General features: G+C 45.1%; 26 protein-coding genes. 8 read left to right on the top strand and 18 right to left on the bottom strand.

Annotation, left to right across the window (positions count from 1 at the left end; translation table 11 throughout):
• Positions 1 to 78 precede the first annotated feature (78 nt).
• The 5 genes from CWI81_RS08980 to CWI81_RS08960 form a co-directional block, all read right to left on the bottom strand.
• Complete coding sequence (locus CWI81_RS08980; protein ID WP_126784958.1) at positions 79 to 969, bottom strand: ParB/RepB/Spo0J family partition protein; 891 nt, start codon at positions 967 to 969, stop codon at positions 79 to 81.
• A 31-nt stretch (positions 970 to 1,000) separates the two neighbouring features.
• Entirely contained in the window at positions 1,001 to 1,792 is a 792-nt protein-coding gene (locus CWI81_RS08975; protein ID WP_126784957.1) for a ParA family protein, read from the bottom strand.
• Positions 1,793 to 1,823: 31 nt separating this feature from the next.
• Positions 1,824 to 2,459, bottom strand: coding sequence for a 16S rRNA (guanine(527)-N(7))-methyltransferase RsmG (gene rsmG / locus CWI81_RS08970; RefSeq protein WP_126784956.1), 636 nt, complete (start codon positions 2,457 to 2,459; stop codon positions 1,824 to 1,826).
• A gap of 9 nt (positions 2,460 to 2,468) precedes the next feature.
• On the bottom strand, positions 2,469 to 4,364 hold the full coding sequence (mnmG, locus tag CWI81_RS08965) for a tRNA uridine-5-carboxymethylaminomethyl(34) synthesis enzyme MnmG (protein ID WP_126784955.1): 1,896 nt from the start codon (positions 4,362 to 4,364) through the stop codon (positions 2,469 to 2,471).
• Between the two features lie 446 nt (positions 4,365 to 4,810).
• Entirely contained in the window at positions 4,811 to 5,263 is a 453-nt protein-coding gene (locus CWI81_RS08960) for a flavodoxin domain-containing protein (protein WP_126784954.1), read from the bottom strand.
• Between the two features lie 62 nt (positions 5,264 to 5,325).
• Here CWI81_RS08960 and CWI81_RS08955 point away from each other — a divergent pair, with 62 nt between their 5' ends.
• Positions 5,326 to 5,829 (top strand): protein tyrosine phosphatase family protein, encoded by a 504-nt coding sequence (locus CWI81_RS08955; RefSeq protein WP_126784953.1) that lies wholly within the window; start codon positions 5,326 to 5,328, stop codon positions 5,827 to 5,829.
• Here CWI81_RS08955 and gloA read toward each other — a convergent pair.
• Complete coding sequence (gene gloA / locus CWI81_RS08950; protein WP_126784952.1) at positions 5,809 to 6,360, bottom strand: lactoylglutathione lyase; 552 nt, start codon at positions 6,358 to 6,360, stop codon at positions 5,809 to 5,811. The genes CWI81_RS08955 and gloA overlap by 21 nt on opposite strands.
• A gap of 20 nt (positions 6,361 to 6,380) precedes the next feature.
• Between gloA and CWI81_RS08945 the strand changes: the two genes are divergently transcribed.
• Complete coding sequence (locus tag CWI81_RS08945; protein ID WP_338067607.1) at positions 6,381 to 6,698, top strand: GIY-YIG nuclease family protein; 318 nt, start codon at positions 6,381 to 6,383, stop codon at positions 6,696 to 6,698.
• On the opposite strand, the gene CWI81_RS08940 is transcribed toward CWI81_RS08945, so the two are convergent.
• The 8 genes from CWI81_RS08940 to rpmH form a co-directional block, all read right to left on the bottom strand.
• The gene (locus tag CWI81_RS08940; RefSeq protein WP_126784950.1) at positions 6,649 to 6,966 is read right to left on the bottom strand and encodes a putative signal transducing protein; all 318 of its coding nucleotides are present in this window, start codon (positions 6,964 to 6,966) and stop codon (positions 6,649 to 6,651) included. The genes CWI81_RS08945 and CWI81_RS08940 overlap by 50 nt on opposite strands.
• A complete protein-coding gene (locus CWI81_RS08935; protein ID WP_126784949.1) occupies positions 6,959 to 8,644 on the bottom strand; it encodes an FUSC family protein in 1,686 nt (561 codons plus the stop codon). The genes CWI81_RS08940 and CWI81_RS08935 overlap by 8 nt, the downstream gene beginning before the upstream one ends.
• Complete coding sequence (locus CWI81_RS08930) at positions 8,625 to 9,770, bottom strand: dicarboxylate/amino acid:cation symporter (protein ID WP_126784948.1); 1,146 nt, start codon at positions 9,768 to 9,770, stop codon at positions 8,625 to 8,627. Before CWI81_RS08930 ends, CWI81_RS08935 begins: the two co-directional genes overlap by 20 nt.
• Before the next feature lie 27 nt (positions 9,771 to 9,797).
• Complete coding sequence (mnmE, locus tag CWI81_RS08925; RefSeq protein WP_126784947.1) at positions 9,798 to 11,174, bottom strand: tRNA uridine-5-carboxymethylaminomethyl(34) synthesis GTPase MnmE; 1,377 nt, start codon at positions 11,172 to 11,174, stop codon at positions 9,798 to 9,800.
• A 115-nt stretch (positions 11,175 to 11,289) separates the two neighbouring features.
• Positions 11,290 to 12,960: a membrane protein insertase YidC gene (gene yidC / locus CWI81_RS08920; protein WP_126784946.1), complete on the bottom strand. Its 1,671-nt coding sequence runs from the start codon at positions 12,958 to 12,960 to the stop codon at positions 11,290 to 11,292.
• Between the two features lie 21 nt (positions 12,961 to 12,981).
• A complete protein-coding gene (gene yidD / locus CWI81_RS08915; protein ID WP_126784945.1) occupies positions 12,982 to 13,257 on the bottom strand; it encodes a membrane protein insertion efficiency factor YidD in 276 nt (91 codons plus the stop codon).
• On the bottom strand, positions 13,212 to 13,583 hold the full coding sequence (rnpA, locus tag CWI81_RS08910) for a ribonuclease P protein component (protein WP_126784944.1): 372 nt from the start codon (positions 13,581 to 13,583) through the stop codon (positions 13,212 to 13,214). The genes yidD and rnpA overlap by 46 nt, the downstream gene beginning before the upstream one ends.
• 31 nt (positions 13,584 to 13,614) lie before the next feature.
• Complete coding sequence (gene rpmH / locus CWI81_RS08905; protein WP_126784943.1) at positions 13,615 to 13,749, bottom strand: 50S ribosomal protein L34; 135 nt, start codon at positions 13,747 to 13,749, stop codon at positions 13,615 to 13,617.
• 292 nt (positions 13,750 to 14,041) lie between these two features.
• Here rpmH and dnaA point away from each other — a divergent pair, with 292 nt between their 5' ends.
• The 4 genes from dnaA to gyrB are packed head-to-tail and all read left to right on the top strand — an operon-like array spanning position 14,042 to position 20,086.
• On the top strand, positions 14,042 to 15,418 hold the full coding sequence (gene dnaA / locus CWI81_RS08900) for a chromosomal replication initiator protein DnaA (RefSeq protein ID WP_126784942.1): 1,377 nt from the start codon (positions 14,042 to 14,044) through the stop codon (positions 15,416 to 15,418).
• Between the two features lie 30 nt (positions 15,419 to 15,448).
• On the top strand, positions 15,449 to 16,552 hold the full coding sequence (gene dnaN, locus CWI81_RS08895; RefSeq protein ID WP_126784941.1) for a DNA polymerase III subunit beta: 1,104 nt from the start codon (positions 15,449 to 15,451) through the stop codon (positions 16,550 to 16,552).
• Between the two features lie 13 nt (positions 16,553 to 16,565).
• Positions 16,566 to 17,666 (top strand): DNA replication/repair protein RecF, encoded by a 1,101-nt coding sequence (recF, locus tag CWI81_RS08890; protein ID WP_126784940.1) that lies wholly within the window; start codon positions 16,566 to 16,568, stop codon positions 17,664 to 17,666.
• A gap of 2 nt (positions 17,667 to 17,668) precedes the next feature.
• Positions 17,669 to 20,086 (top strand): DNA topoisomerase (ATP-hydrolyzing) subunit B, encoded by a 2,418-nt coding sequence (gene gyrB, locus CWI81_RS08885; RefSeq protein ID WP_126784939.1) that lies wholly within the window; start codon positions 17,669 to 17,671, stop codon positions 20,084 to 20,086.
• Between the two features lie 69 nt (positions 20,087 to 20,155).
• Here gyrB and glyS read toward each other — a convergent pair whose 3' ends face one another.
• Both glyS and glyQ read right to left on the bottom strand, forming a co-directional pair.
• Positions 20,156 to 22,225, bottom strand: coding sequence for a glycine--tRNA ligase subunit beta (gene glyS / locus CWI81_RS08880; RefSeq protein ID WP_126784938.1), 2,070 nt, complete (start codon positions 22,223 to 22,225; stop codon positions 20,156 to 20,158).
• A 2-nt stretch (positions 22,226 to 22,227) separates the two neighbouring features.
• Positions 22,228 to 23,142 carry a glycine--tRNA ligase subunit alpha gene (gene glyQ, locus CWI81_RS08875; RefSeq protein ID WP_126784937.1) on the bottom strand — a complete coding sequence of 305 codons (915 nt, stop codon included), beginning with the start codon at positions 23,140 to 23,142 and terminating at the stop codon, positions 22,228 to 22,230.
• Between the two features lie 93 nt (positions 23,143 to 23,235).
• On the opposite strand from glyQ, the gene CWI81_RS08870 reads away from it, so the two are divergent.
• Positions 23,236 to 23,841 carry a DNA-3-methyladenine glycosylase I gene (locus CWI81_RS08870; protein ID WP_126784936.1) on the top strand — a complete coding sequence of 202 codons (606 nt, stop codon included), beginning with the start codon at positions 23,236 to 23,238 and terminating at the stop codon, positions 23,839 to 23,841.
• 11 nt (positions 23,842 to 23,852) lie between these two features.
• Positions 23,853 to 24,329, top strand: coding sequence for a GNAT family N-acetyltransferase (locus CWI81_RS08865; RefSeq protein WP_126784935.1), 477 nt, complete (start codon positions 23,853 to 23,855; stop codon positions 24,327 to 24,329).
• A 32-nt stretch (positions 24,330 to 24,361) separates the two neighbouring features.
• Here CWI81_RS08865 and tusA read toward each other — a convergent pair whose 3' ends face one another.
• Together tusA and fadA are read right to left on the bottom strand one after the other, a co-directional pair.
• Positions 24,362 to 24,592 carry a sulfurtransferase TusA gene (gene tusA / locus CWI81_RS08860; protein ID WP_126784934.1) on the bottom strand — a complete coding sequence of 77 codons (231 nt, stop codon included), beginning with the start codon at positions 24,590 to 24,592 and terminating at the stop codon, positions 24,362 to 24,364.
• A gap of 74 nt (positions 24,593 to 24,666) precedes the next feature.
• Positions 24,667 to 25,830 (bottom strand): acetyl-CoA C-acyltransferase FadA, encoded by a 1,164-nt coding sequence (gene fadA / locus CWI81_RS08855; protein WP_126784933.1) that lies wholly within the window; start codon positions 25,828 to 25,830, stop codon positions 24,667 to 24,669.
• Positions 25,831 to 25,848 lie beyond the last annotated feature (18 nt).

Genomic DNA, 25,848 nt, shown 5'->3' with positions numbered 1-25,848 from the left:
CAAATTTGGCTACAGGCTATGGTTTCAATGCTATTTAACAAAAGTTCTACAAGTGACGCAGAGACTAAGCTAAAGCTGTTATTTTATATGAGAAAGAATGCCATCGAGCTCATCTAAATTAGTGTAATTAATAACAACTTTACCTTTACCTGTACGACCGTGGTTGATCGCTACTTTAGCACCGAGCGTTTCTGACAGTTGTGTTTGAAGTCGCTCAATATCAGCATCAGGCTCTGGTTTTTCGGTCGGTTTTGGGGGTTCTAATGTTTTGCGAACTAATTTTTCAGACTCGCGCACTGTTAAGTCTTTAGCAACAATTTGTTGTGCTACATCGGTTTGTTGCTCACCCTGTAGTGCCAATAACAATTTAGCGTGGCCTAAGTCTATGTCGCCGCGTTCAAGTAAGGTTTTTACGCCGGATTCGAGGTTATTCAAGCGTAGTAAATTGGTTACCGTAGTACGCGATTTACCCACTGCCTGAGCAACGTCCTGATGGGTCATTTTAAATTCGTCCAACAACCGTTGTAGAGCGTTTGCTTCTTCCATTGCATTCAAATCTTCGCGCTGAATATTTTCAATTAACGCAATGGCAACAGCAGCTTCATCGGTAACCTCTTTGATCAAACAAGGAACTAATTCCAGCTTGGCCAACTGAGCTGCCCGCCAGCGACGCTCGCCGGCGATAATTTCATATTCGCCATCACTAACCGGACGCACCACGATAGGCTGGATAATGCCTTGAGCTTTTACTGATGCAGCAAGGTCTTCTAATGCCTCAGGCGACATATCTTTACGAGGTTGATAACGGCCCGGCTTTAAACTCTCTATTGGCAATTTTTGCAGTTCGCCTTTAACAACCGCATCTGTTATTTCTTCAGATGTCTGCTGGGATTGTTTTTGTTGGCTCGCATTATTGTTAGTTAGCAAGGCATCTAGCCCACGCCCTAAACCTCGTTTTTTTGCCGACATAAGTTGTCTATTTCCTTATTTTAATAACCCGTTAAGAGCTTACTTCGGCACTAGCCCGTTGTTCAGAACGACGAATTAATTCGCCGGCCAGAGATAGGTATGCTTTAGCTCCTGTCGATGATTTATCATAGTACATGGCAGGGGCACCGAACGACGGCGCTTCAGCTAAACGTACATTGCGGGGGATGACCGTACGGTAAACTTTATCACCAAAATGCTGTTTTAATTGCTCAGAGACATCATTAGCCAGACGATTACGAGGATCGTACATGGTTCGCAAAATACCTTCAATTGAAAGCCCTGGATTGACGACTTCAGCCAGTTGGCGAATGGTTTCCATTAGAGCGGTTAAGCCCTCTAACGCATAATACTCGCACTGCATGGGAACTAGCACCGAATCGGCAGCAGCCATAGCATTAACAGTCAATAAGTTTAACGATGGAGGGCAATCAATAAATATAAAATCGTAGTCATCCTGAACCGCTTTTAATGAATTACGCAAGCGTACTTCTCGAGCAAAAAATTCCATCAATTTAATTTCTGCTGCCGTTACATCGGAATTCGCGGCGATTAAATGGTATTTACCAGTAGTATCACTTTCCACCACATCTTTAACCGGTTTCTCTTCGACCAGCAATTCGTAAACCGTATTATCTACGTCGTACTTATCAACACCACTGCCCATAGTGGCATTGCCTTGCGGGTCGAGGTCTATTAACAAGACTTTTCGGCGTGTGGCAGCCATTGAGGCTGCTAAATTTACTGCTGTGGTGGTTTTGCCGACACCGCCTTTTTGGTTCGCTATCGCAATGGTAGTGGCCACGGGTGTTTAACCTCTTATCGTTATACGGGTGTTAATGCGCTGGCGATATAATCGCAATGTGTCGTTCGCCATCGACACCGGGTACCTGTAACTTTTCTATCTGGTCAATCTTATACTGTTGAGATAATTCGTCCAGTTCTTGCTGCGGGTATTGTCCCTTAAGCGCATAAAACTTGCCGTCAGCTTTTGGTAAATGCTGACACCAGCTGAGCATATCATTAAGTGAGGCGAAGGCTCTACTTAACACACCATCAAAGGAAAAATCCTGTTGTCGGTAGTCTTCAACTCTGCTTTGCACAGCAGTTACATTGTCTATATTGAGCTGATGGCACACTTGGCGGATAAAACGAATGCGTTTGCCCAGACTGTCGAGCAATACAAACGACTTATCGGGTTCTGCAATGGCTAAAGGTAAGCCTGGCAAGCCCGGACCAGTGCCGACATCAATGAAAGTCCTACCTGTTAAATAAGGCGCTATCACCAAGCTGTCCACGATATGTTTGCTCAACATATCTTTAGGATCACGGACACTGGTTAGATTGTACGCTTTATTCCATTTGTGCAGCTGTTCAACCAGGGCCGTCAGTTTGTCTAACTGTTGATCGTTTAATGCAATTAAATGATCAGATCTTGTTTGCTCGATGAGCTTTTTCAATTCCGTTTTCAAAACAAACCCTTACGCGCTTTTACGCAACAACCCTTGTTTTTTAAGATGAACCAACAACATTGAAATTGCCGCCGGAGTAATGCCGGAAATACGAGCCGCTTTGCCAACCGTTTCTGGTTGATGGTCATTCAGTTTAGCAATAACTTCGTTGGATAAACCTTTAATACCTGCGTAATCGAATCCTGCAGGCAGCAGTGTATTTTCATGCCGCTGTTGTTTTGCTATTTCGTCTTGCTGTCGCGAAATATAACCGGCATATTTGGTCTGAATTTCAACCTGTTCCGCTGCTGCAGGATCGTTCAGGCCTGGTTCAAAAAACGGTGTTTTTACCAGCTCCTGATAGTGAATTTCAGGTCTACGTAATAACTCTTCACCACTAACTTCTTTGGTAATAGGACTTTTTACCAGGGCATTAATGCTGCCCACAGCTTCATGGTCCTTATGCACCCAAGTGGTTTTTAGGCGTTGCTTTTCTTGCTCTATCGATTCCATCTTTTGATTAAACGCAGACCAGCGCTGATCATCAACCAATCCCAGCTCACGACCTTTTTCAGTTAATCGAATATCGGCGTTATCTTCTCTTAATAACAAACGATATTCAGCTCGAGAGGTGAACATACGGTAGGGTTCCTGAGTACCCAGAGTTGATAAGTCATCGATTAACACGCCGGCATAAGCTTGATCCCGTCTCGGTGACCAACTGTCTTTGCCTTGTGCTTTTAATGAAGCGTTGAGGCCAGCAATTAAGCCTTGAGCACCTGCTTCTTCATAGCCAGTCGTGCCGTTAATTTGTCCGGCAAAAAACAATCCCTCAATAACTTTGGTCTCTAGTGACTGTTTCAGATCACGAGGATCAAAGTAATCATACTCGATGGCATATCCAGGTCTGGTTATAACGGCATTTTCAAAACCTTTAATCGAGCGAACTAATTGTTCCTGAATATCAAAAGGTAAACTGGTTGATATACCGTTTGGATACACTTCAAAGGTATCAAGCCCTTCTGGCTCGACAAATATTTGATGAGAGCTTTTATCTTCAAAGCGTACAATTTTATCCTCTATCGAGGGACAATATCTTGGTCCAACACCACCAATAACGCCTGAATACATTGGCGAGCGATCCAACCCTGAGCGAATAATATCGTGAGTTTGTTGATTGGTATGTGTGATGTAACACGAAATCTGCTGTGGGTGATCGGCGCGCGATCCCATATAGGAAAATACTGGCGTCGGGTTATCGCCAGGCTGTTCCTGCATTCCGGAGAAATCTATTGACCGGCTGGCTATACGCGGTGGGGTGCCAGTTTTTAAGCGTTCCACACGCAATGGTAAAGCTCTAAGCCGTTTTGCGAGAGCGTTTGCCGGTGGATCGCCAGCGCGACCACCTTGGTAATTGTCTAAACCAATATGGATCTGTCCGCCAAGGAAGGTACCTACGGTTAAGACGACGCTGTCAGCGTAAAAACTCAAACCCATTTGCGAAACAACACCGCAAATTCGATCGTTTTCGACGATCAGATCATCACAGCCTTGCTGAAATAAGGTCAAGTTTGGTTGAGTTTCGAGCGCATATCGAATTGCTTGTTTATAGAGTTGTCTGTCTGCTTGTGCGCGAGTTGCTCTTACTGCTGGTCCTTTCGAGGAGTTAAGGGTTCTAAATTGAATACCAGCTCGGTCAGCAGCTTTAGCCATTACGCCGCCCAACGCGTCTATTTCTTTTACCAGATGACCTTTACCGATGCCACCAATGGCTGGGTTGCAGGACATTTGACCTAACGTATCGATATTGTGAGTTAACAATAACGTACGGCTTCCCATTCGGGCTGCTGCAAGAGCCGCTTCGGTACCTGCATGGCCGCCTCCGACAACGATGACATCAAACTGTTGGGAACTGGTGCGTGGCATTAAAAATAGACCTTTAGGTTAAAACGTGTAATCGAGCCAGGCATTTTAACGCGAATTGACTCAGATCGAAAAGGTTATTTTTTAGCCAATGATTTAAACGAAGAGATTGTTGTTTAAAGATCTAAGAAAGATCAGTTTAAGATCTTTATAGATCTTCTATTATTACTTCTATTAGCTTTCGGTTTTCTGTGTATAGATCGCTATAAGCCTTATTGATAAAGATTTACAGCGTGATCAAAAGGTGTGAGTAACGGGCTTTGAATTGGGATCATAGCTAGTGGATAACTACCCTGTTTATACACAACCATAGTTATCCCCACAGATATGCCCAACCGGGCTACAGTCCTTAGCTGATCTTATACCCGATCTAACCACAAGCAAATAGGGCTGTGCGTAAGTCAGTGGACAGGATCTACGATCGGCATTAAGAGTCCCGAAATTAACGATCATTTTTGTGTATATGATCGCAGTTTTTCGATCCAAAAAGAAATTTGGTTTTCCACCATAATTTCCGGATCATCTTGCAACATATCGATTTCTAACCGATCGCTAAACCGATTTGCGCCAAGGTTATCAAGCCGTTGATCGATATCTCGACCGGCGGCGCAATAAGTGTCGTAACAAGACTCGCCAATAGCAATAACGGTATAAGGGAAAGCCTTTAGACCGCTGCTGTCGAGTAATTGTTGATGAAAATCGAGCATCGAATCGGCGTAGTCTCCGGCACCGTGGCTTGCTATAAAGATTAGCCAGGGCTGAGTTTGGTCAATAGCACTAAGATTAGGTTCGTAGTGCAGCTCGACATCGAAACTTTGCTGTTTTAGTAAGTCCGCTGCGTGGTCCGCTAAGAATTCGGTATTTCCGGAAGTGGTGCCAACCAGTATTTGAATGTTTGCCATAATAGATAATCTGTCTCAAGCTTAAATATGAATACTTGGGTTTATTTTACAGGAGAAGCAACATGCTTAAATCATTAATGTGGACATTGGCGTTTGTCATGGTCTCTGCCGCTGGTAGTTCTATGCCAGCTCAGGCTAAGGGCATTGAGGAACCAACTCAGGTAACTGACAGAATCTGGGTTATGGGTGTACCCGACAAACAGGACATTGAATATTTTAAAGAGCAGGGTGGTGAGGTTGTTATTAGCCTGCTTTCAATTAAAGAAATGGCGGGTAGTGCTGAAACTCAGTGGACAACCAGTAACAAACTAGCTTTTTATCATGTACCGGTTGATGGGGCTATGGGAGTTACTTTTGACAATGCCCGGGCGCTGGATAAATTGTTATTAATGAACGTTGATAAAACGGTATTGGTGCATTGCGCTTCGGCTAACCGGGTAGGCGCGTTATTTGCGTTGCGGGCTGCGTGGCTGGACGGCCAATCGAAGGAAAAAGCACTCGAAATTGGCCGCCAACATGGTATGAGATCACTTGAAAGTAAAGTTTCAAAGATGCTTGCTGAGTAAATCCGGCATTTTGTCGGCCGCGAAGATCTCAATCCAGTAGCCGTCAGGATCTTTGATAAAGGCGATACCTTTCATATTGCCGTCCTGTGGTCGTTTTTGAAACTCTACATTCATTTTATCAAAACGCTCACAGGCGGCATCGATATCAGGTACCGCAAAACCGATATGACCAAATCCTTTAGGTTCACTATTACCGCTGTGAAACTCGACCGAGTCGTCTTTTTCATCGCCCCAGTTGTGAGTGAGCTCAAGCATCGCTGGCCTTGAAAAGGTTTGCTTAATCCGTTGATTGTGATCGGTTGACCATTGCTTACGTTGTTCGGGCGATATTGCTGCCATAAAGTAAAGCGAGAACTCCATCTCAGGAAAATCCAGGCGTTTAACCAATGTCATCCCCAAAACTTCACTGTAAAATTTTAATGTCCGCGCTGGATCTTTAATACGCATCATCGTTTGATTGAAGACGTAATGATGTGTTTCTTCGTCATGCTGTTCCGATAAACCTTTGGCCTGGTCGTAATGTCGACTCATAATCGCTCCTTTAAGCGTGAATGCGTGTTAATCTTTATACTTGGGTTAAGTCGATAAAGTTTCAAGACGGGTGTATGTGGAAGGTATATCTTGTTAAATGTGCTGACAGCAGTCTCTACTGTGGCATTACCACCGACCTGGAAAGGCGGGTCAAGCAACATAACGGTGAATTAGTTGGTGGTGCTCGGTATACCCGAAGCCGACGGCCGGTTACTGTCGTATATCAAGAGTCACATGATAGCCGAGCATCAGCGACGAGTCGTGAATGGCAATTAAAGCGATTACCCGTTAAGCAGAAGCAAGCGCTTTACCGCAAGACCAGCACAGCTCAAAGTTAGTAAAGTTTGTCTCGCCACAGTCAGGACAAAATATCTCCCGACTGTCATCCTTCTCGTAAGACTCCAGTACTTGCCGAGCTTGGTTGTAGTCTTCAGCCATTACTTTAATTGATGTTTCAATGGCGTCCGCCGGAAGCTCACCAACCCCTCCGATCATACCATTACTGCTTACTTGAGCCTCAATCGACTGGCTTTCTAATAGGCCTTTGAGCAGCTCAGCCTCTATCGGATCTTTAGCGTAATACGCGACGACCCATTCGTCATTCATGTTGGTTAACCTGATGTTGTACGCGGAATAAATAATGTGTTGCAGTCACTTTAGCATCAACGCCCAATTTATCTGCCATTAAGAACAGTTTAAATAAACGATGATAAAGTCGCGCCCGATAGCGCGTTAAGTTTGTTCCGCTAAGTTGCTGCCGTTGTAGTTCGTTAAGGTCTCTTTCAAGGGAAACAATAAGTTGCTGCTGACGGCTACGAAGATTAGTGGGGAATACGAGCCGATAACTTACCATCGCAACAAGCGGCGCAGCAATAACAGCCAGCGCAATGGTGATAGCCTGAATTGGTTCAAACTGGTATTGCAGTGCCGGTTGCATGAGCAATAAGAACACAAGATTAAAGTCCATGGCACCGGGAGCGGTTCGATTGTGAGACATTGGCAGTGCTGACAGTAAAATAACCGGCATTAGACAGACCAACATGTTCAATATAGAGCCAGCATAAGGCCAGACTAGCGCTTGCATAGCCAAAGCTGTAATAGCCCCGGCGGTTTGTCCTAAAAATACATAATACATCGTTTTTGCGGGGTTCTCTGCGGTTGAGAATAAGGTCAGCATGACCGAAGCTCCCAACAGCAGGTAGGCGATTTGAAACCACCCGGTGTAGCCCCAAATAACGCTAATAATGGTCATTGCAATAATGGTTCTGATAGCGGCCTGTCGGGCACCACGCCAGTCTCGATGCAACAGCACGGAAACGCCACGAACCGAGCGCGCAGTGGTGCCGGTATCTCTGAACTCCAGACGGGCTAAGGAGGCTTCGACAAACTCTTTAAAATATCCTGTCATTGGTTGGTGGTTAAATACCTTAAGGGTTTGTTTAAGGTGATACCGGATTGATTTGGTTTGATTCTTGACCAAAGACTCCGAGCAAGAATGTAAGTGTTCACTTATTGTTTTAGACTGGATGATCCCTTTCGCCTCAAGCTGGGCAAATAATCCCATCTGAGCATTTAGAACTCGCCTGATGGTTTTTGCTGAGAGGTGAGCTGCCGGAGAGCCCGTACCGTGCTCGATGAGCTGAGCTTCCAGGTGTGCGAGTTGTGATAAACGATCATGAGTGTTCAGCTGTCTTAAAGAACCCGTTTGGTAGGCAGTTGCTAAGAGCTTTAGGTTCTCGGCAGTTTGCCGCCTAAATTGGTTAACCAATGTTTGCTCTGCTTTTTTATAGGTAAATAACCAACCAATAAAAAGCGCGGTAATCACACCAATAAATACTGTTAATAAACGGTCTATTCCAAGAGGTAACAGGGCATCAGGGGTCCGCGTCAGCAGTGCTACCATCGAGGCAGAGTAGCCGGCTAAAATAGCACCGTAGGAAATAAGCCCGTGCAGCAGGTTACCAACATAAACACACAGCCCAACCCAAACTGTAAGGCCAAGCGCAAGCGCAATAATGTTATCGCCAGCAGTAACCACCAATACCATGCCCACTACTGTGCCGATAAGAGTGCCTAGTATTCGATAGGCAGCCTTTTCTAGTAGTAGCCCGCGTGTTGGTTGAGATACTGCCCAAACGGTCATAGCGGACCATTGCGGGTGTTCGAGGCCGAGAGCCCAGGCAATTACTAATGACAGGCAGGCAGCGATTCCGGTTCGGAAACCAAATCGGAACCGCGTGTAGTCAAATCCGAAGTGAGCAAATTTAGCGTTTAACGGAGTCATCTATTAACACTGCAATTGCACCATCACCGGTTATATTGCAAGCCGTGCCAAAGCTATCTTGAGCCATGTATAACGCAATCATCAACGCGATCGCGGTTTCACCAAAGCCAAGCATTGAACCAAGCAGTCCAACGGCTGACATAACAGCCCCGCCGGGCACGCCAGGGGCAGCAAGCATAACGATGCCGAGCATCATAATAAACGGCAGTACCGTCAAGAATGAAGGAATAGCCAATGCACTATGCAGTACCATAACGGCAACAGCACAGCTCACGATAGTAATGGTTGAGCCGGCTAAATGAACGGTCGCGCATAAAGGGACTGAGAAGTTAGCCACGTTATCATTAACATTATTATTGCGAACACTTTGCAGCGTTACCGGAATTGTTGCAGCACTGGACATTGTGCCTAAGGCGGTAAAATAAGCTGGCAACATATTTTTAATCAGCTTTAGTGGTGATTGCTGGCTTTTAATACCCGCAATAATGAACATGCTGGTGATGTATACCCAGTGTAAAGCTACTGCTAACAACAGGATGATGCCGAAGGTTTTTAAAGTATCGAAAACCGTATCTGCTACAGCCATCTCGGTAAAAACACCAGCAATATAAAATGGTAATAGAGGGATTATTACCTTAACCAGTAACAGCTCTATGATATCTCGCCCGTGATCGGATAACTGCTTTAATTGCTGTGCTTTTGTGGCGGCAATACCAAGACCAAATATAAAGGCCATTACAAGCGCTGACATGACGCTCATTAGCGGCGGAACATCCAGGCTAATAAAAGGTTCGAGTGTCTTAGTTGCTTGCTCTGAAACTGTTTGAGCGTCTGCACTCAACATAGGAACAACTGCACTGGCGACAAAAAAGGCGATGGTACCGGCAGTTATTGTCGACAAATAAGCGACGCCAAGAGTTTTGCCCAGTAATTTGCCGGAATTATTGGGAAGGCTCGCTATGCCGCTAGTTATAAAAAACAGAATTAATAGTGGTATGGTAAAAAATAACAATTGGCCAAAAAGGCTTTTAAAGGTAATTAACAGTTGGCTAATCCAATCTGGAGCAAATAAACCTATAACGATACCGCCAGCAATGCCGGCTATTAGTTTTAGAATAAGTGTCATTATTGTTCTCGTTTTACAGTTAGAAAGTTATTTACCGATACAAAACGAACCAAATATTTGGCCGAGAAGATCGTCTGAGGTAAATTCACCGGTTATTTCGTTTAAGTGTTGTTGTGCAAGGCGCAGCTCTTCGGCTAGCAGTTCTCCGGACATACTCAGCTCGAGTTGTTCTTGTCCGATCAACAAGTGAGCTTTTGCTTTTTCCAGAGCGTCCAGGTGTCGACGGCGTGCCATAAAGCTGCCTTCCGAGGTTGCTGTATAGCCAATACAGTGCTTTAAATGGTCCCGGAGTAGGTCAATACCGTGGCCCGTTTTCGCTGAAAGTTGTATCAATGGGATACCATTGTGTTCTTCCAGGCCAATTGATTCTTTCGTCAAATCGACCTTGTTACGAATAACGGTGTAAGGCATATCGTCAGGTAACTGGGCAAAGAATTCGGGCCAAATGTCATCGGGATGTATGGCACTTGTTTCCTGGCTATCAACCATAAACAACACTCGGTCGGCCTGGCGGATTTCATCCCAGGCTCTTTCGATGCCAATTTTTTCAACCTGATCAGGTGACTCCCTTAATCCAGCAGTGTCAATAATATGCAGTGGCATACCATCTATTTGTATATGCTCTCGCAATACGTCACGAGTTGTTCCAGCTATCTCAGTTACAATAGCTGATTCACGCCCGGCCAGCGCGTTAAGTAAACTAGATTTACCGGCGTTTGGACGGCCAGCAATAACGATACGCATACCTTCGCGCATTAATGTGCCTTGCTTGGCTTGTTGTTCTATGTGGAACAACTGCTCGATAATTTCTGTTAAATCTCCGGTAACTTTACCATCGGATAAGAAGTCAATTTCTTCATCCGGAAAGTCGATTGCAGCCTCAACGTACATTCTTAAATGAATGACAGCGTCCACCAGTTGGTCAATTTTATGGGAAAATTCACCCTTAAGACTTTGTAATGCGGCTTTCGCGGCTTGTTCCGAATTAGTGTCGATGAGATCCGCGATAGCTTCGGCTTGGGTTAAATCAAGCTTATCGTTAAGAAACGCACGCTCGCTGAATTCACCAGGACGAGCAGGGCGGATACCAGGAATTTCAAGGATAGCCTTGATGATCATATCAATCAGTATGGGTCCGCCATGACCCTGTAACTCGAGAACGTCTTCGCCTGTAAAGGAATTAGGACCGGGGAAATAAAGAGCAATACCTTCGTCCAGCATTTCGCCGTTTAAATCTCTAAAGGGAAGGTACTCTGCTTTTCGTGGTTTGGGGCAGTGGCCGAGGAGCTTTTTAGCAACTGCTTCACTGGCTTTGCCACTAACACGCACGATGCCAACACCGCCTCTGCCCGGAGGAGTAGCTTGTGCGACTATGGTATCTGTAAAATCGGATTCAGTTTGCATTGGCGTTAACTTATTTCTTAAATGCTGTCCGTATTGTAACGGTATTTTTAGAAACAGTCGTCATTACATATCGAGGATATAAAAAAGCCCGACTGATAGCCGGGCTTGTTTGTTTCTATTTTCCTCGGACGTTTATGCCCTTTTTCTCAAGGCCTTTATAAATAATCAGCATTTGAGCAATGGTGATTAAGTTACTGACTAACCAGTAAAGTACCAGACCGGATGGGAACCATAGGAAAAATACGGTAAAGATAACCGGCATGTACTGGAACAGTTTCTGCTGCATTGGGTCGGCAGTCGGTGTTGGCTGCAACCGCTGCATCAAGAACATGCTCGCGCCCATAAGAATTGGCAGAATATAGTAAGGGTCTTTGGTTGAAAGATCCTGAATCCAGAAAACAAACTGTGAGTGGCGTAACTCGACACTTTCCAGCAGTACCCAATATAGGGCCAAGAAGATCGGTAGCTGCAACAACATAGGTAAACAGCCCCCTAGAGGGTTCACCTTTTCTTCTTTATAGAGCTTCATCATGGCTTGAGACATTTTTTGGCGGTCTGAACCATAACGTTCACGTAGAGCAGTCATTTTAGGCTGCAGCATACGCATTTTCGCCATAGACACGTACTGTGCTTTAGTCAGTGGGAATAACACTGCTTTGACCACGACAGTTGTCAGGATAATGGCAAGACCCCAGTTCAGGACGATGCTTTGCAAGAACTGCAGTAACTTAAATATGGGTTGTGCCAACCACCATAAGAAGCCGTAGTCGACCGTTAAGTCTAGGTTTTCGACCAGCGCGGCCATTGAATCCTGGTCCTTAGGACCTAGATACAAAGTTGACTCGATAGTCTCTGTTTGGCCTGAATCGACTTGCACCATTGGGTAAATGACACCAATAATAGCTTGGGAATTACCCGCAACTCGGGAAAACAAACGGTTGTCTTGTTGTTGGGTAGGAATCCAGGCAGAAACAAAGTAGTGCTCTAGCATGCTTATCCAACCCGTCTGCGTTGATATATTCAGACGTTGGTCTTGCATGTCATCTAAGTCATACTTTTCAAACTTGTCATTATCGTGAGAGTAGGCGGCACCGAAATAGGTAGGCATTATCATGCTACCACCTTCACCAGCGTTCATAGTCTGCTGTAGCTGACCGTAAAACTGCATCTGCTTGGCTTGCTGACCCTGGTTACGTATTTCGTAACGAACATCGACGTGGTATTTACCCTGTTCGAAACTAAAGATTTTTGTCACCTGACTGCCATCTTCGCTGGTGTAAGTTAACGGGACTTCCAACGTGCCACCGTTTAGGGTGTAGTTGTTTTGCTGAACCGAGAAATTGGCGCGACCGCCGCTTGAATCGATTCCGTTAGGTCCAATTAGACCAGACTGAGCAATATAAAGGTTACCCGGCTCTCTTTGTAACAACTGGAAGCGTTCTTCGGAATCTAAAGACTCAGCAAATTTAAGTAATTTAGCTGAGACAATATCACCACCATTAGCGTCAATAACAACATCCAGCACGTCAGTTTTAACTTCAACTAACTGCCCGGAGTTTGTATTGGCAACGGGACGGTCACCGTCGGGTACCGATGAATCGGAGCTGACAGCGCCCTGAGCTTCTGGAACTGTGTTGTTACTATTGTCAGCTGCAGTTGCAGAATTTGACGAAGTGGTTTCGCTTGATGCCTGGGTTCCTGGCGCCGTATCGACCATCCAAGTTTGGAATAGGAAAAAGGACACCACTAAAAAAGCAATAAAAAGTATCGATCGTGGCGAATTCATAGTGATTTCGTCTCTAAGTTGCTAATGTTCGTGTGAATGATTCGATTTAGCCTGTGCTGAGTCTTGCTCTGGTACAGGGTCAAAGCCACCTTCACTGCCTGGATGACATTTGGCTAAGCGTTTGCTGGCTAAACCAATTCCCCTGATTGTACCGTGTTTCTCTATTGCCTCACAGGCATATTGCGAACAAGTTGGATAAAATCGACAACGAGGCCCTAATATCGGAGATATTGTCCATTGGTATATTTTAATTAGCGCGATTGGTATTGTTCGCAACGCTTTGCCAATTTTCGCCATAAATAATTCAATGTGTTTCTAAGTTCATCGTTGTTGAGTTCAACAATACCTTGTTTCGCAATGACAACAATATCGAAATTAGGGATTTTGTGCTGTCGCAAGCGAAACGTTTCGCGGATTTGTCGCTTTATGCGGTTACGCTGGACTGCTGTTTTAGCTCTTTTCTTGCTGACAGTAACGCCGATTCTTGGATTATCAAGGAGATTGGGTACAGCCAACATAGTTACATGAGCTGTTACAGCTTTAACCGGAGGATTGGAGAAAACGGTTTGGAAGTGAGAGGGAGTTAGCAGTCGCAACTCCCTTCCATAGGCATAATCAGGCATAGTGAGCCACTAGGTGACCGCTACCAATACCTTATGCACTTAATACTTTGCGACCACGAGCACGACGACGTGCGATAACCTTACGGCCATTTTTTGTTGCCATGCGAGCACGGAAACCGTGAGAACGCTTGCGCTTTAATACGCTGGGTTGAAAAGTTCTTTTCATAACATTTATTCCATCGGTCAGAGCTTAAATTTTAGAGCGCGGATCTTACCGATCTTTAACGGTGTAGTCAACATTAATAGTGCGGTAAGGTGGTTAAAAATTGAAATATTTCATCCACAAAGTTGTCGATATAAAACTCATTTATGTGGATAATGAGTGTAGTTACCCACATTTATAGGCATTGTTTGATTTATAAATATGTGGTGATTTAATCGTTTAAAGGTAGCGATCCTTAGAGCTCTGAAGTACAATTAATCGCATAAATAATTATAAAGAGAGTGGAGATGTTAGTGTGAATAATTCGCTTTGGCAGCAATGTGCTGAACGATTGCAGTCGGACCTACCTTTGCAACAGTTCAACACATGGATTCGTCCGATTCAGGCGGATCAATCTGGCGACACACTGACCCTATACGCACCCAATATTTATTCAGTTGACTGGGTTCGAGATAAGTATCTCAAGTCAATTAATTCACTCTTAACCTCGTTGACTGATAATAAGCCGCCAAAAGTCGTACTTAAGGTGGGTAATGTAAGGCAATCCCCTCAATCTAATTCAAGTGTTACTTCTAAGCGTTCAGAGAAACCTACCAGGCGCACTGGACCTACATTTGGTCGGTCGGCGTCAGCTAGCGAGATAGAGACTTTTGAAAGTAATATTCACCCGGAGTATACATTTGATAACTTTGTCGAGGGTAAATCCAACCAGTTAGCTCGAGCAGCAGCTATTCAGGTCGCTGAAAATCCTGGTGGGGTGTACAACCCGCTGTTTATGTATGGTGGTACTGGCTTAGGTAAAACTCACTTACTACATGCTGTTGGCAACGGTATAATCGCTCATAAGAAAGACGCGAAGGTGTTTTACATCCGTGCAGAGCGGTTTGTGCAGGATATGGTTAACTCGATTCGTAATAGCTCTACGGATGAATTTAAGCGATATTACCGTTCGGTCGATGCTTTATTGATTGACGATATTCACTTCTTTGCCAATAAAAAAGGCTCCCAAGAGGAGTTTTTTCATACCTTTAATGCGTTGTTGGAAGGAAATCAACAAATCATTATGACAAGTGATCTTTACCCAAAAGAGATTGATGGTGTGGAAGATCGTTTGAAATCCCGCTTTGGTTGGGGTTTAACCATTGCTATTGAGCCGCCTGAGCTCGAAACTCGAGTAGCTATATTAATTCGTAAAGCTGAAGAACGCGGGTTGCACATGCCGCACGAAGTTGCGTTCTTTATCGCAAAGAGATTGCGTTCGAATGTACGCGAGTTAGAAGGCGCGTTAAATCGAGTTGTAGCAAATGTCTCATTGACCGGGCGTTCGATAACGATTGATTTTGTTAGGGAAGCTTTGCGTGATTTGATTGCGGCGCAAGAGAAATTAGTAACTATCGATAATATTCAAAAAACGGTTGCTGAGTATTACAACATAAAGCTAGCAGATATACTGTCGAAACGTCGCAGTCGGTCTGTTGCTCGCCCCAGACAATTAGCAATGGCGCTCGCAAAGGAATTAACGAATCATAGCTTACCGGAAATTGGTGATGCGTTTGGTGGGCGTGACCATACGACAGTGTTACATGCGTGCCGTCAGATTCAAAAATTAAAAGAAGAACAACACGATATAAAAGAAGACTATCGCAACCTAATTCGTACGTTATCGTCGTAGTGCGATCGGGTAGAACCAGGGGATATCTAGATGAAATTTATAGTTAGCCGAGACGCATTTCTAAAGCCATTACAAGTAGTTAGTGGTGCAGTGGAACGTCGACATACGTTGCCGATTCTTTCTAACTTGTTACTTCAGGTAGAGGGTAATGAGTTAAAGTTAACGGGTACCGATCTAGAGGTTGAGTTAATTTCCTCGGTTAATGTTGAGTCATCGGGAGGTGATGGGTCAGTAACGGTACCTGCTAAAAAGCTTTTGGATATTGTTCGGAGCCTACCTGAAGATTCAAATATAGAAGTTTCTGCGGAAGAAGATAAAGCGTTCGTTAAGTCAGGACGAAGCAAGTTTAAGTTGAGTACCTTAAGTTCCGAAGACTTCCCAAATATTGACGACTGGACCAGCGAAATTAATTTCGTCAGTGATCAAGTGGTCATTAAGCGATTAATGGAAAAGACACATTTTTCGATGGCTAATCAGGATGTTCGTTACTATCTCAATGGTATGTTATTTGAAACAGATGATGGCATGTTGCGGTCAGTTGCTACTGATGGACACCGGCTTGCGATGAGCAGTTGCTCCATACAACAACCTGGTCTGACTCAGCGGCAGGTGATAGTCCCAAGAAAAGGGGTAGTAGAGCTTTTACGTTTGCTTGGCGACGAGGAGCTTGAGGTTGCAGTAGCCATCGGTAATAACCATATTCGTGTTGAAACACAGAATATTGTTTTCACGAGTAAATTAGTTGATGGAAGGTTCCCAGATTACCGACGTGTACTACCGAGTGGCGGAGACAAAGTAGTCGTGGCCGACAGGGATGTTTTGCGACAAGCGTTTGGTCGGGCATCAATTCTATCGAATGAAAAATTTAGAGGTGTTAGGCTGAATTTGTCGAGTGGCGAACTCTGTATTACGGCTACTAACCCTGAGCAAGAGCAGGCCGAAGAGGTTATTGAAGTGGACTACCAAGGAGAAGACCTAGAGATAGGCTTCAATGTTAGCTACTTATTAGACGTGCTCAATAACCTTGATGACTCGGAAGTTAGTTTTACTTTAGCGGACTCAAACAGTAGCGCATTAATCGAGCCACATAACGATGATTCTTGTTGCTATGTTGTTATGCCGATGAGGCTGTAGCGTTTAGCTAACTATGCGGTTGACACGATTAGTCGGTGAGAACTTTAGAAACTTTGATTCTTTTTCTTTTTCTCCAACAGAGAAAATCAATGTTATCTATGGCGAAAATGGTTCTGGGAAAACCAGCTTGCTGGAAGCTATTTATTTATTCGGGTTTGGTAGAAGTTTTCGGCCCGGCGGTTTTAGGCCATTAATAAAGGAAGGTAAACAAGGGTTTACTTTATTTACTGAGACCTTGGGCGAGCGCGGACAAACTCGTCTTGATCGTTTTGGCCTCAGTAGAAACTTGGCCGGCCACCAAGAGCTGCGAATAAATGGCTCTAACGCACCTCGCCTCGCCGATTTAGCGATGAATGTGCCTGTGCAGCTGTTCACTCCTGAGTCCGTAGAGATAATCGTTGGCGGTCCCGGGATTAGAAGACAGGCCATGGATTGGGGAGTGTTCCACGTGGAACCTTCTTTTTTCCCACTATGGTCGAACTACAATAAAGTTCTTAGACATAGAAATAAGTTATTAAAGAATTCCAAAGGTCGTAGAGCTATAGACGACCAGTATTGGCAAAGGCAACTTAGTGGCTTTGGTGAACAGATTACGCAGTTACGTTCTGACTATGTATCTGAGTTGAGTAAATATCTGAAGCAAATGACCCATTCCTTCCTTCCTGATGTTACACTAGATGTTTCGCTCAAAAGCGGTTGGGACTCTAGTAAGACGCTCGAGGATGCGCTACAGGGCTCGTTAGCGAGCGATTTACGCTACGGCCATACAACCGTGGGACCACATAAAGCAGATCTTGCTATATCGGCGGATGGACTGCCGGCTAAAGAGCGGTTGTCCAGGGGCCAGCAAAAAGTTGTGGTAGCGAGTTTGAAGTTGGCACAAGCTGAATTTTTTAAAGATAGGATGCAGAAGAGCTGCATTATTATTGTTGACGATTTAACATCAGAGCTTGATGTTATAAATCAAAAAAAGTTTTGCCATTTATTGGAAGCGAGTGGTAATCAAGTTTTTATTACGACGGTCAGCTTGACGGAGCTGAGTGATAAATTTACTAAAGAACCCCAAGTGTTCCACGTGGAACACGGTATCTTGAAAAGTCATATTGAGAACTAATTATGGAAGAAAATAACTACGGTTCGTCCAGTATTAAGGTCTTAAAAGGCCTAGACGCAGTACGAAAGCGTCCAGGAATGTACATTGGTGATACAGATGACGGAACCGGTCTGCACCACATGGTTTTTGAGGTTGTCGATAACTCAATCGATGAAGCTTTGGCCGGCCACTGTTCCGATATACTTGTAACTATTCACTCGGACGGCTCTGTTTCTGTTAGAGATGACGGCCGTGGAATTCCCGTTGATCTTCACGAAGAAGAGGGTGTTTCGGCAGCACAGGTCATCATGACGGTGCTCCACGCAGGCGGGAAGTTCGACGATAACTCATACAAAGTTTCGGGCGGGCTTCACGGTGTTGGGGTCTCTGTGGTTAACGCGCTTTCAGATAAGCTGACGTTGACTATACGCCGGCAGGGGCATATATACGAGCAGACTTATCATCTCGGTGTGCCTGAGAGTGACGTGCAAAAAACAGGTGATACTGATCATACTGGTACGGAACTTCGTTTCTGGCCGAGTTCAGAGGTCTTCACCGATACGCTGTTTCACTATGATATCTTGGCAAAAAGACTACGGGAACTGTCGTTTCTAAATTCCGGTATCTCTATCCGTTTACGCGACGAACGAGATGAGCGCGAAGACCATTTCAAGTACGAAGGTGGTATAGCAGCTTTTGTTACTTACTTAAACAAGGCTAAAACGGCAATCCATCCACAAGCTTTTCATTTTACTTTAGAGAGAGAAGACGGAATCTCTGTGGAAGTCGGGATGCAATGGAATGACTCGTTCCAAGAGAATATTTATTGCTACACCAATAATATTCCTCAGCGGGATGGCGGAACCCATTTGGCTGGCTTCAGAGCTGCGCTGACTCGCACAATGAACAGCTTTATGGAGAAAGAAGGCTATACTAAAAAGACTAAAACATCTGCTACTGGCGACGACGCGCGGGAAGGCCTAACCGCTGTTGTTTCTGTCAAAGTTCCAGATCCCAAATTCTCGTCACAAACAAAAGAAAAGTTGGTATCGTCGGAAGTTAAAACTGCTGTTGAACAGACGATGAATGAAAAGCTTTCCGACTATCTTTTGGAGAACCCACAAGACGCCAAAAATATCGTTAATAAGATAATTGATGCGGCAAGAGCTCGCGAGGCAGCTCGTAAGGCGAGAGATATGACTCGTCGCAAAGGCGCACTCGATATTGCCGGATTACCTGGAAAATTGGCTGATTGCCAAGAAAAGGATCCTGCCTTATCTGAGCTGTATATTGTGGAGGGTGATTCTGCGGGCGGCTCAGCTAAGCAGGGTCGAAATCGTAAAAACCAAGCCATCTTGCCGCTAAAGGGTAAAATTCTAAACGTTGAGAAAGCTCGTTTTGACAAAATGCTTTCCTCGCAAGAAGTTGGAACGCTGATTACAGCAATGGGCTGCGGAATAGGGCGAGACGAATATAACCCCGATAAGACCCGTTATCACCGCATCATCATAATGACCGATGCCGATGTCGATGGTTCTCACATACGTACTTTGTTATTAACGTTCTTCTATCGACAAATGCCAGAAATCATAGAGCGTGGCTATATCTATATCGCCCAGCCGCCTCTATATAAAGTGAAAAAGGGCAAGCAAGAAACTTACATTAAAGATGATCCAGCGCTTATACGGTATTTAACCAGCCTTGCACTAGACAATGCCTCCTTGCATGTTAATCAAGATGCACCTGGTATTACCGGAGAACACTTGGAGCATCTCGTTAATGGCTACCAGTTGGCTCAGGAAACGATTAAACGTTTAAGTCGTCGGATACCTACTAAGTTCCTGCAACGGCTCTTTTATGCACCTCGTCTTACTGACGAGCGTTTAAAAGATAAGAGCTATATGGAGTCTTGGGTTAAAACGCTTAATGACGATTTGACGGCCCGTGAGGTTGATTCTGCAAGCTATACCATTTCACTCGTGGAAGATTCAGAACGTCATATGTGGTTACCATCGACGAGCATTCGTCAGCATGGCGTGGATACGGATTATCCTCTAAGCTACGAATTCCTAATGTCTAAGGACTACGAACAAATTGTTACTGTTGGGGATGAAATTGATAGCCTGGTCGAAGAAGGTGCTTATGTTGTAAGAGGCGATAAAAAGCAACCGGTGGATCATTTTGTCGATGCCGTTGAGTGGCTCATTGGGGAGTCTAAACGCGGATTGTATGTGCAACGCTATAAAGGTTTGGGCGAAATGAACCCTGAACAGCTTTGGGAAACAACGATGGATCCAGAGACTCGTCGCATGCTGCAGGTTACGATTGAAGATGCCATTGGTGCCGATCAATTGTTTACCACACTAATGGGCGATGAAGTTGAGCCGCGTCGTAACTTCATAGAGTCGAATGCACTTAAAGTGGCTAACCTTGACGTCTAGCGGTTATTGATAACCGGACATAAAAAAACCTCGCTGTCATAAGCGAGGTTTTTTATTATCTATAGGTAACTATTTGTTTAATAAAGAAATATCAGCAACTCTCAAAAAGAGTTCACGAAGCTGGTGCAGCAAGTTAAGACGGTTTTGCTTAATGTTCTGATCATCAGCGTTAACCATTACGTGGTCAAAGAAGGCATCTATATCGTCTTTAAGCGACGCCATACGATTTAACGCTCCTTCATAATTACCCGTTTCTAATTCAGGTTTACAACTTAATTCGGTCTCTGCAATCTTCGCTGCTAAGGTTTGCTCTTGTGGCTCAATTAATAAATCGTGGTTCACCATACCGGTAAGCTCAACATGTGCCTTTGAAAGAATGTTGCTGACACGCTTATTGGCTTCTGCAAGGCTCTCTGCGGCTTCTAATTGCTTAAATGCAGTTATGGCCTTGATTCGAGCATCAAAGTCCGCCGGGCGCGACGGTGAGTTTGCTATGACAGCCTGAATAACATCAACTTGGATGCCCTGATCTTGATACCATGGACGGAAGCGGCCCATTAAAAATGAAAATACATCATTTTTTAAGGTTTTATTTGTCAGTTTCTCGTCAAACTGCTCAGCAGCAGCTTCTATTAATTGATGAAGGTCCAGGTTAAGCCCTTTCTCTACGATAATACGAATTAAGCCCAAAGCGGCTCGACGTAAAGCAAACGGGTCTCGGTCGCCTTTAGGCACCTGGCCGATACCAAAAATTCCTATCAAGGTATCTAGCTTGTCTGCCAACGCAACCGCGCAAGCAACATCAGAGGTCGGAAGGTCATCGCCTGAAAAGCGCGGCCAATAATGTTGCTCGATAGCATTGGCTACAATCTCGGGCTCACCATCGTTGAGTGCATAATGCTTACCCATCGTGCCTTGTGTATCAGGAAACTCAAGAACCATTTCGGTAACAAGATCGGCCTTACATAGAAAACCAGCTTGGCGAGCTAAATCCGCATCAGTGTGTAATATTTCGGCAATAACAGCGGACAATTGCGAAATTCTATCTGACTTATCTTTTATTGAGCCTAGTTGCTTTTGGAAAAGCACAGAAGCCAGTTTATCAACGCGTGATGCTAGTGAGGACTTCTTATCCGCTTCGAAAAAGAATTGGGCATCGGCAAGACGAGGGCGTATTACCTTTTCATTGCCCTGGATAACTTGTTTAGGATCTTTACTTTCTATATTAGAGATAAAGATAAATCGGGGGAGTAATGAACCGCTATCGTCTTCTATTGGAAAGTACCGCTGGTCGTCCTTCATCGTGCCGATAAGAGGCTCTTTAGGAATCGCTAAAAACTCCGCGTCAAAAGTCGCTGTTAAAGCGACCGGCCATTCGACAAGTGCAGACACTTCCTCAATGAGGTCGGGGTCGTGAACGACAGTTCCGCCAACTTCCGCTGCTAACCTTTTAACTTCATCAGTAATTGTCTGCATTCGGGTTTGTTGATCGGCTATAACATAGTGCTCTCTCAGTTGCTGCTCGTAATCGTCTGAATGGTGCAGCTCAAAACCTTCTGGCGAGTGAAAGCGGTGACCGAGTATGTGCCGGTCGCTTTTAGTATCAAGTATTTCTGCGTTAATCAGGTCACTGCCATATACCAGTGTCAACGTATGTACAGGGCGTATGAACTGGGCATCTGAGTCGCCCCAACGCATTGGCTTAGGGATTGGTAGCTGTTTTAAAGCAGATTCAACAATTCCCGGTAAGATATTTTCTAATTTCTCACCTTTGACTTCCGCTTTATGCAACAACCACTCGCCTTTATCGGTCTTAAGTCTTTGTGCTTGATCAATGGTTATGCCATTCGAGCGAGCCCAGCCCTCAGCTGCTTTAGTTGGTGTACCTGTGCTGTCGAAGGCAACATCCACGGAAGGTCCTTTTTTTTCGACGACTTTGTCTTGTTGCTCAGCTTCCAATTGTGAAACTTGTACCGCGAGACGCCGAGGAGTTGCTAGAGCTTTAACCGATGAATAAGCAAGTCCTGACTCTTTAAGCCCTTTGGATATGCCTTGAGCAAAGCTATCCCCCAGCAATTTAAGGGACTTTGGCGGTAGTTCCTCGGTGCCAATCTCAATCAGTAAATTATCCGTCTTCATTGTTATGCTCCTTCTGACTGGGGTTGGCAAAGTGGGAAACCGAGCGCTTCTCTAGACTGGTAATAGACTTCCGCACACGCTTTTGCCATGGTGCGAACACGCAAAATATAACGTTGCCTTTCGGTAACCGAAATAGCATGCCTGGCATCGAGTAGGTTAAACGCATGGGATGCACGCATTACCTGTTCGTAGGCCGGAAGAGCTAATGACTTATCAATCAATAATTGGCATTCACGTTCGCAGTGGTCGAATCGCTGGAACAAAACATCGACATCGGCATATTCAAAATTATATGTGGATTGCTCAACTTCATTTTGATGAAACACGTCCCGATAGAAAATCTTACCGCGTGGTCCGTCAGTCCAGACTAAGTCGTAAATGCTATCAACACCCTGAATGTACATGGCTAAACGTTCAAGGCCATAGGTAATCTCCCCAGCGACGGGTTTACATTCAAGTCCGCCAACCTGCTGGAAATAAGTAAACTGAGTTACTTCCATACCATTTAGCCAGACCTCCCAGCCTAAGCCCCAGGCGCCCAGAGTAGGGGATTCCCAGTTATCCTCAACAAAGCGGATGTCGTGGGTCAAGGTGTCAAAACCAAGCAGTTCAAGCGATCCAAGGTACAGCTGTTGAATGTCTTTAGGGGACGGCTTCATGATGACTTGAAACTGGTAATAATGTTGCAGTCGGTTAGGGTTTTCCCCGTAACGACCGTCGGTTGGTCTGCGGCAGGGTTGAACATAGGCAAAACTGGATGGTTCAGGGCCAATCGAGCGCAAGAAGGTCATTGGGTGAAAGGTTCCGGCACCAACTTCCATATCAAGTGGCTGAACTACGGCACAGCCTTGTTGAGCCCAGTAGTCTTGCAGTGCAAGAATCAATCCCTGAAAGGTTTTCACATCGTATTTGGACATAACAAATCTCTTAAAACGTGATGACAGTTGACCACTGACTAGAAAATATGCCTAGATTATACCCTTTGATGCGGCTTGGTTATAGGGGACTTAATGACAAATCCGAGACTTAAACGATGTCCATGGTGTGAGCAAGCAGAAGATTATCGACTTTATCATGATAAGCAGTGGGGTAGGCCTGTCGCTGATCCGATAGAACTGTTTGAAAAATTATGTCTGGACGGGCAGCAAGCAGGTCTGAGTTGGCTAACAATATTAAGAAAACAGGGCGGTTATGAGCGGGCGTTTTTAAATTTCGATCCCGACGCAATTTGCGATATGAGCAAAGAAGATCGGGAGAAGCTATACGACAACCGGGAAATTATCCGCAGCAGGGCGAAGATAGATGCGATTTTCACGAATGCGGCGGCGTACATCAAAATGAGACAGCAGGGTATAGATTTTGCCCCGTGGCTTTGGCAGTTTGTCGGCGGTAGCCCGATCATTAATGAATACCAGACATTAGCAGAGGTTCCAACCGAGAGTGAAGCGTCGAGGGCCATGGCAAAGGCGTTAAAACAACATGGATTTAAGTTCGTTGGACCTACGATATGTTATGCTTTTATGCAGGCAGTCGGTATGATGAATGACCATTTAGTGGATTGTCACTGCTATCACCCCGTGAATGAGCAAATGCGACATTTTTCGATAACCAGTTAGTTGGAACAATAATGATAGAAATAACGTTAGCAGATTACTCAAACCCAGCCCATGCACAGGCAGTTATTGCTATGCTTGATGCTTATGCCAGAGACCCGATGGGTGGCAGCGAAGGTATTAGCGAGGATGTGAAAGAAAATCTGATTAAGGAAATGGATAAACGAGACCACGTTTTTTCATTATTAGCTTTTGATGGTGATCAGCCAGTCGGTGTTGCCAATTGTGTTGAAGGCTTTTCGACATTTGCAGCGAAACCACTGATGAATATTCACGATATTGCAGTGGTTCCCGAATATAGAGGGGAAGGTGTTGCTCAGAAGCTGCTAGAGGAAGTTAAGACTCTGGCCCAATTCCGCGGCTGCGTAAAACTAACTCTAGAAGTTCTCGATAAAAATGACCGGGCTAAAAATGCCTATAAAAAGTTTGGATTTGAACCCTACGAGCTAGGTGATGTTGGTCAAGCCGAATTTTGGGAAATGTATTTGTAACCATAGTTTGGCTACCTGGCTACCGAATAAGTTTAATGGGATTTCTTTACCCAATAGCGGTAAGGAGTCTCGTTAACTTCCTGAGCAACCAGCTCATGGTCCATAAAATCGCAAAAACCGGGGATATCACGGGTTGTCGCAGGGTCATCTGCAATGATTAATAAGATCTCGCCAACGTTCATCTTACGGACTGCGGCGCGTAGCAGCATTACAGGTTCAGGGCAGCGAAGCCCCAAGGTGTCGAGTTGTTTATTTGCGTTCATTTAATTCAGGCCTAAAAAAAGCGGACAGAGAATCTGTCCGCTTATTGTGCTTCAACATGCAACAAACACGCAAGTTATACGCGTTCAAAGACAGTTGCGATACCCTGACCCAAACCGATACACATGGTTGCTAAACCTAATTTAGCGTCTTTCTCTTCCATTAGGTTAATTAGGGTGGTCGAGATACGGGCACCAGAACAGCCTAAGGGGTGACCAAGAGCGATAGCGCCGCCGTTTAGATTTACTTTATCTTCCATCTTGTCGAACAGTTTTAAGCCTTTTAAAACAGGTAAAGACTGTGCGGCAAAGGCTTCGTTCAGTTCAACAACGTCGATGTCGTCAATAGATACACCGGCACGTTTTAGTGCTTTCTCCGTTGCTGGAACGGGGCCATAACCCATAATCGATGGATCGCAGCCTGCAACCGCCATTGATCGTACCTTAACGCGTGGCGTCAAGCCTAGCTCTTTAGCTTTGTCAGCAGACATAACCAGCATTGCTGCGGCCCCGTCAGACAGAGCTGATGAGGTGCCAGCAGTAACGGTACCGTTGGCAGGATCGAATACTGGACGAAGCTGTGAGAGTCCTTCTGCCGTAGTATCAGGGCGAATGACTTCGTCTTCGGTTACCCGAACCAGTTCGCCGTCGGCATTGTGTCCATTAAGCGGATAGATTTCTTTGGCAAAGCGACCCGAGACAGTAGCCTCGTGTGCTTTCCTATGTGACCGGGCGCCGAAGGCGTCTTGCTGCTCACGAGTGATACCAAATTTACGAGACAATAACTCTGCGGTCATGCCCATGCTTCCGGATGCCTTCGCAACTGACTTGTTCATACCCGGATGAAAGTCGATACCGTGGTCCATTGGTACGTGGCCCATATGCTCAACACCACCGGCCATAAAAATTTCGCCGTCGCCGTTCATAATTGCGCGTGTGGCATCGTGCAGTGCCTGCATTGAGGAGCCACACAGCCGGTTAACGGTTACTCCGGCAACTTGGTGAGGAATGCCAGCAATTAATGCAGAGTTACGCGCGATATTGAAACCTTGCTCCAGAGTTTGCTGCACGCAACCCCAGTAAATATCTTCCAGCTCTTCAACGTTCACTTCTGGGTTACGTTCAAGTAAGCCCTTCATCAGCGCAGCTGAGAGGTCTTCGGCACGAGTATGGCGGAAAACACCATTTTTTGACCGCCCCATTGGCGTACGAATACAATCTACAATGACGATGTCTTTCATTTTAATAACCTCCTCAAG

Source organism: Idiomarina seosinensis (assembly GCF_003987275.1).
Taxonomy (GTDB): Bacteria; Pseudomonadota; Gammaproteobacteria; order Enterobacterales; family Alteromonadaceae; genus Idiomarina; species Idiomarina seosinensis.
The sequence above is the reverse complement of the archived record's forward strand: the minus strand, read 5'-3'. Positions and strand labels throughout refer to the sequence as shown.

What these genes read in the sequence shown, in the direction of transcription:
- CWI81_RS08980 (WP_126784958.1), bottom strand. Translation starts at nt 969, where the DNA reads ATGTCGGCAAAAAAACGAGGTTTAGGGCGTGGGCTAGATGCCTTGCTA.
- mnmG (WP_126784955.1), bottom strand. Translation starts at nt 4,364, where the DNA reads ATGCCACGCACCAGTTCCCAACAGTTTGATGTCATCGTTGTCGGAGGC.
- CWI81_RS08960 (WP_126784954.1), bottom strand. Translation starts at nt 5,263, where the DNA reads ATGGCAAACATTCAAATACTGGTTGGCACCACTTCCGGAAATACCGAA.
- CWI81_RS08955 (WP_126784953.1), top strand. Translation starts at nt 5,326, where the DNA reads ATGCTTAAATCATTAATGTGGACATTGGCGTTTGTCATGGTCTCTGCC.
- gloA (WP_126784952.1), bottom strand. Translation starts at nt 6,360, where the DNA reads ATGAGTCGACATTACGACCAGGCCAAAGGTTTATCGGAACAGCATGAC.
- CWI81_RS08945 (WP_338067607.1), top strand. Translation starts at nt 6,381, where the DNA reads ATGCGTGTTAATCTTTATACTTGGGTTAAGTCGATAAAGTTTCAAGAC.
- CWI81_RS08940 (WP_126784950.1), bottom strand. Translation starts at nt 6,966, where the DNA reads ATGAATGACGAATGGGTCGTCGCGTATTACGCTAAAGATCCGATAGAG.
- CWI81_RS08935 (WP_126784949.1), bottom strand. Translation starts at nt 8,644, where the DNA reads ATGACTCCGTTAAACGCTAAATTTGCTCACTTCGGATTTGACTACACG.
- CWI81_RS08930 (WP_126784948.1), bottom strand. Translation starts at nt 9,770, where the DNA reads ATGACACTTATTCTAAAACTAATAGCCGGCATTGCTGGCGGTATCGTT.
- mnmE (WP_126784947.1), bottom strand. Translation starts at nt 11,174, where the DNA reads ATGCAAACTGAATCCGATTTTACAGATACCATAGTCGCACAAGCTACT.
- yidC (WP_126784946.1), bottom strand. Translation starts at nt 12,960, where the DNA reads ATGAATTCGCCACGATCGATACTTTTTATTGCTTTTTTAGTGGTGTCC.
- yidD (WP_126784945.1), bottom strand. Translation starts at nt 13,257, where the DNA reads ATGGCGAAAATTGGCAAAGCGTTGCGAACAATACCAATCGCGCTAATT.
- rnpA (WP_126784944.1), bottom strand. Translation starts at nt 13,583, where the DNA reads ATGCCTGATTATGCCTATGGAAGGGAGTTGCGACTGCTAACTCCCTCT.
- rpmH (WP_126784943.1), bottom strand. Translation starts at nt 13,749, where the DNA reads ATGAAAAGAACTTTTCAACCCAGCGTATTAAAGCGCAAGCGTTCTCAC.
- dnaN (WP_126784941.1), top strand. Translation starts at nt 15,449, where the DNA reads ATGAAATTTATAGTTAGCCGAGACGCATTTCTAAAGCCATTACAAGTA.
- recF (WP_126784940.1), top strand. Translation starts at nt 16,566, where the DNA reads ATGCGGTTGACACGATTAGTCGGTGAGAACTTTAGAAACTTTGATTCT.
- gyrB (WP_126784939.1), top strand. Translation starts at nt 17,669, where the DNA reads ATGGAAGAAAATAACTACGGTTCGTCCAGTATTAAGGTCTTAAAAGGC.
- glyS (WP_126784938.1), bottom strand. Translation starts at nt 22,225, where the DNA reads ATGAAGACGGATAATTTACTGATTGAGATTGGCACCGAGGAACTACCG.
- glyQ (WP_126784937.1), bottom strand. Translation starts at nt 23,142, where the DNA reads ATGTCCAAATACGATGTGAAAACCTTTCAGGGATTGATTCTTGCACTG.
- CWI81_RS08870 (WP_126784936.1), top strand. Translation starts at nt 23,236, where the DNA reads ATGACAAATCCGAGACTTAAACGATGTCCATGGTGTGAGCAAGCAGAA.
- CWI81_RS08865 (WP_126784935.1), top strand. Translation starts at nt 23,853, where the DNA reads ATGATAGAAATAACGTTAGCAGATTACTCAAACCCAGCCCATGCACAG.
- tusA (WP_126784934.1), bottom strand. Translation starts at nt 24,592, where the DNA reads ATGAACGCAAATAAACAACTCGACACCTTGGGGCTTCGCTGCCCTGAA.
- fadA (WP_126784933.1), bottom strand. Translation starts at nt 25,830, where the DNA reads ATGAAAGACATCGTCATTGTAGATTGTATTCGTACGCCAATGGGGCGG.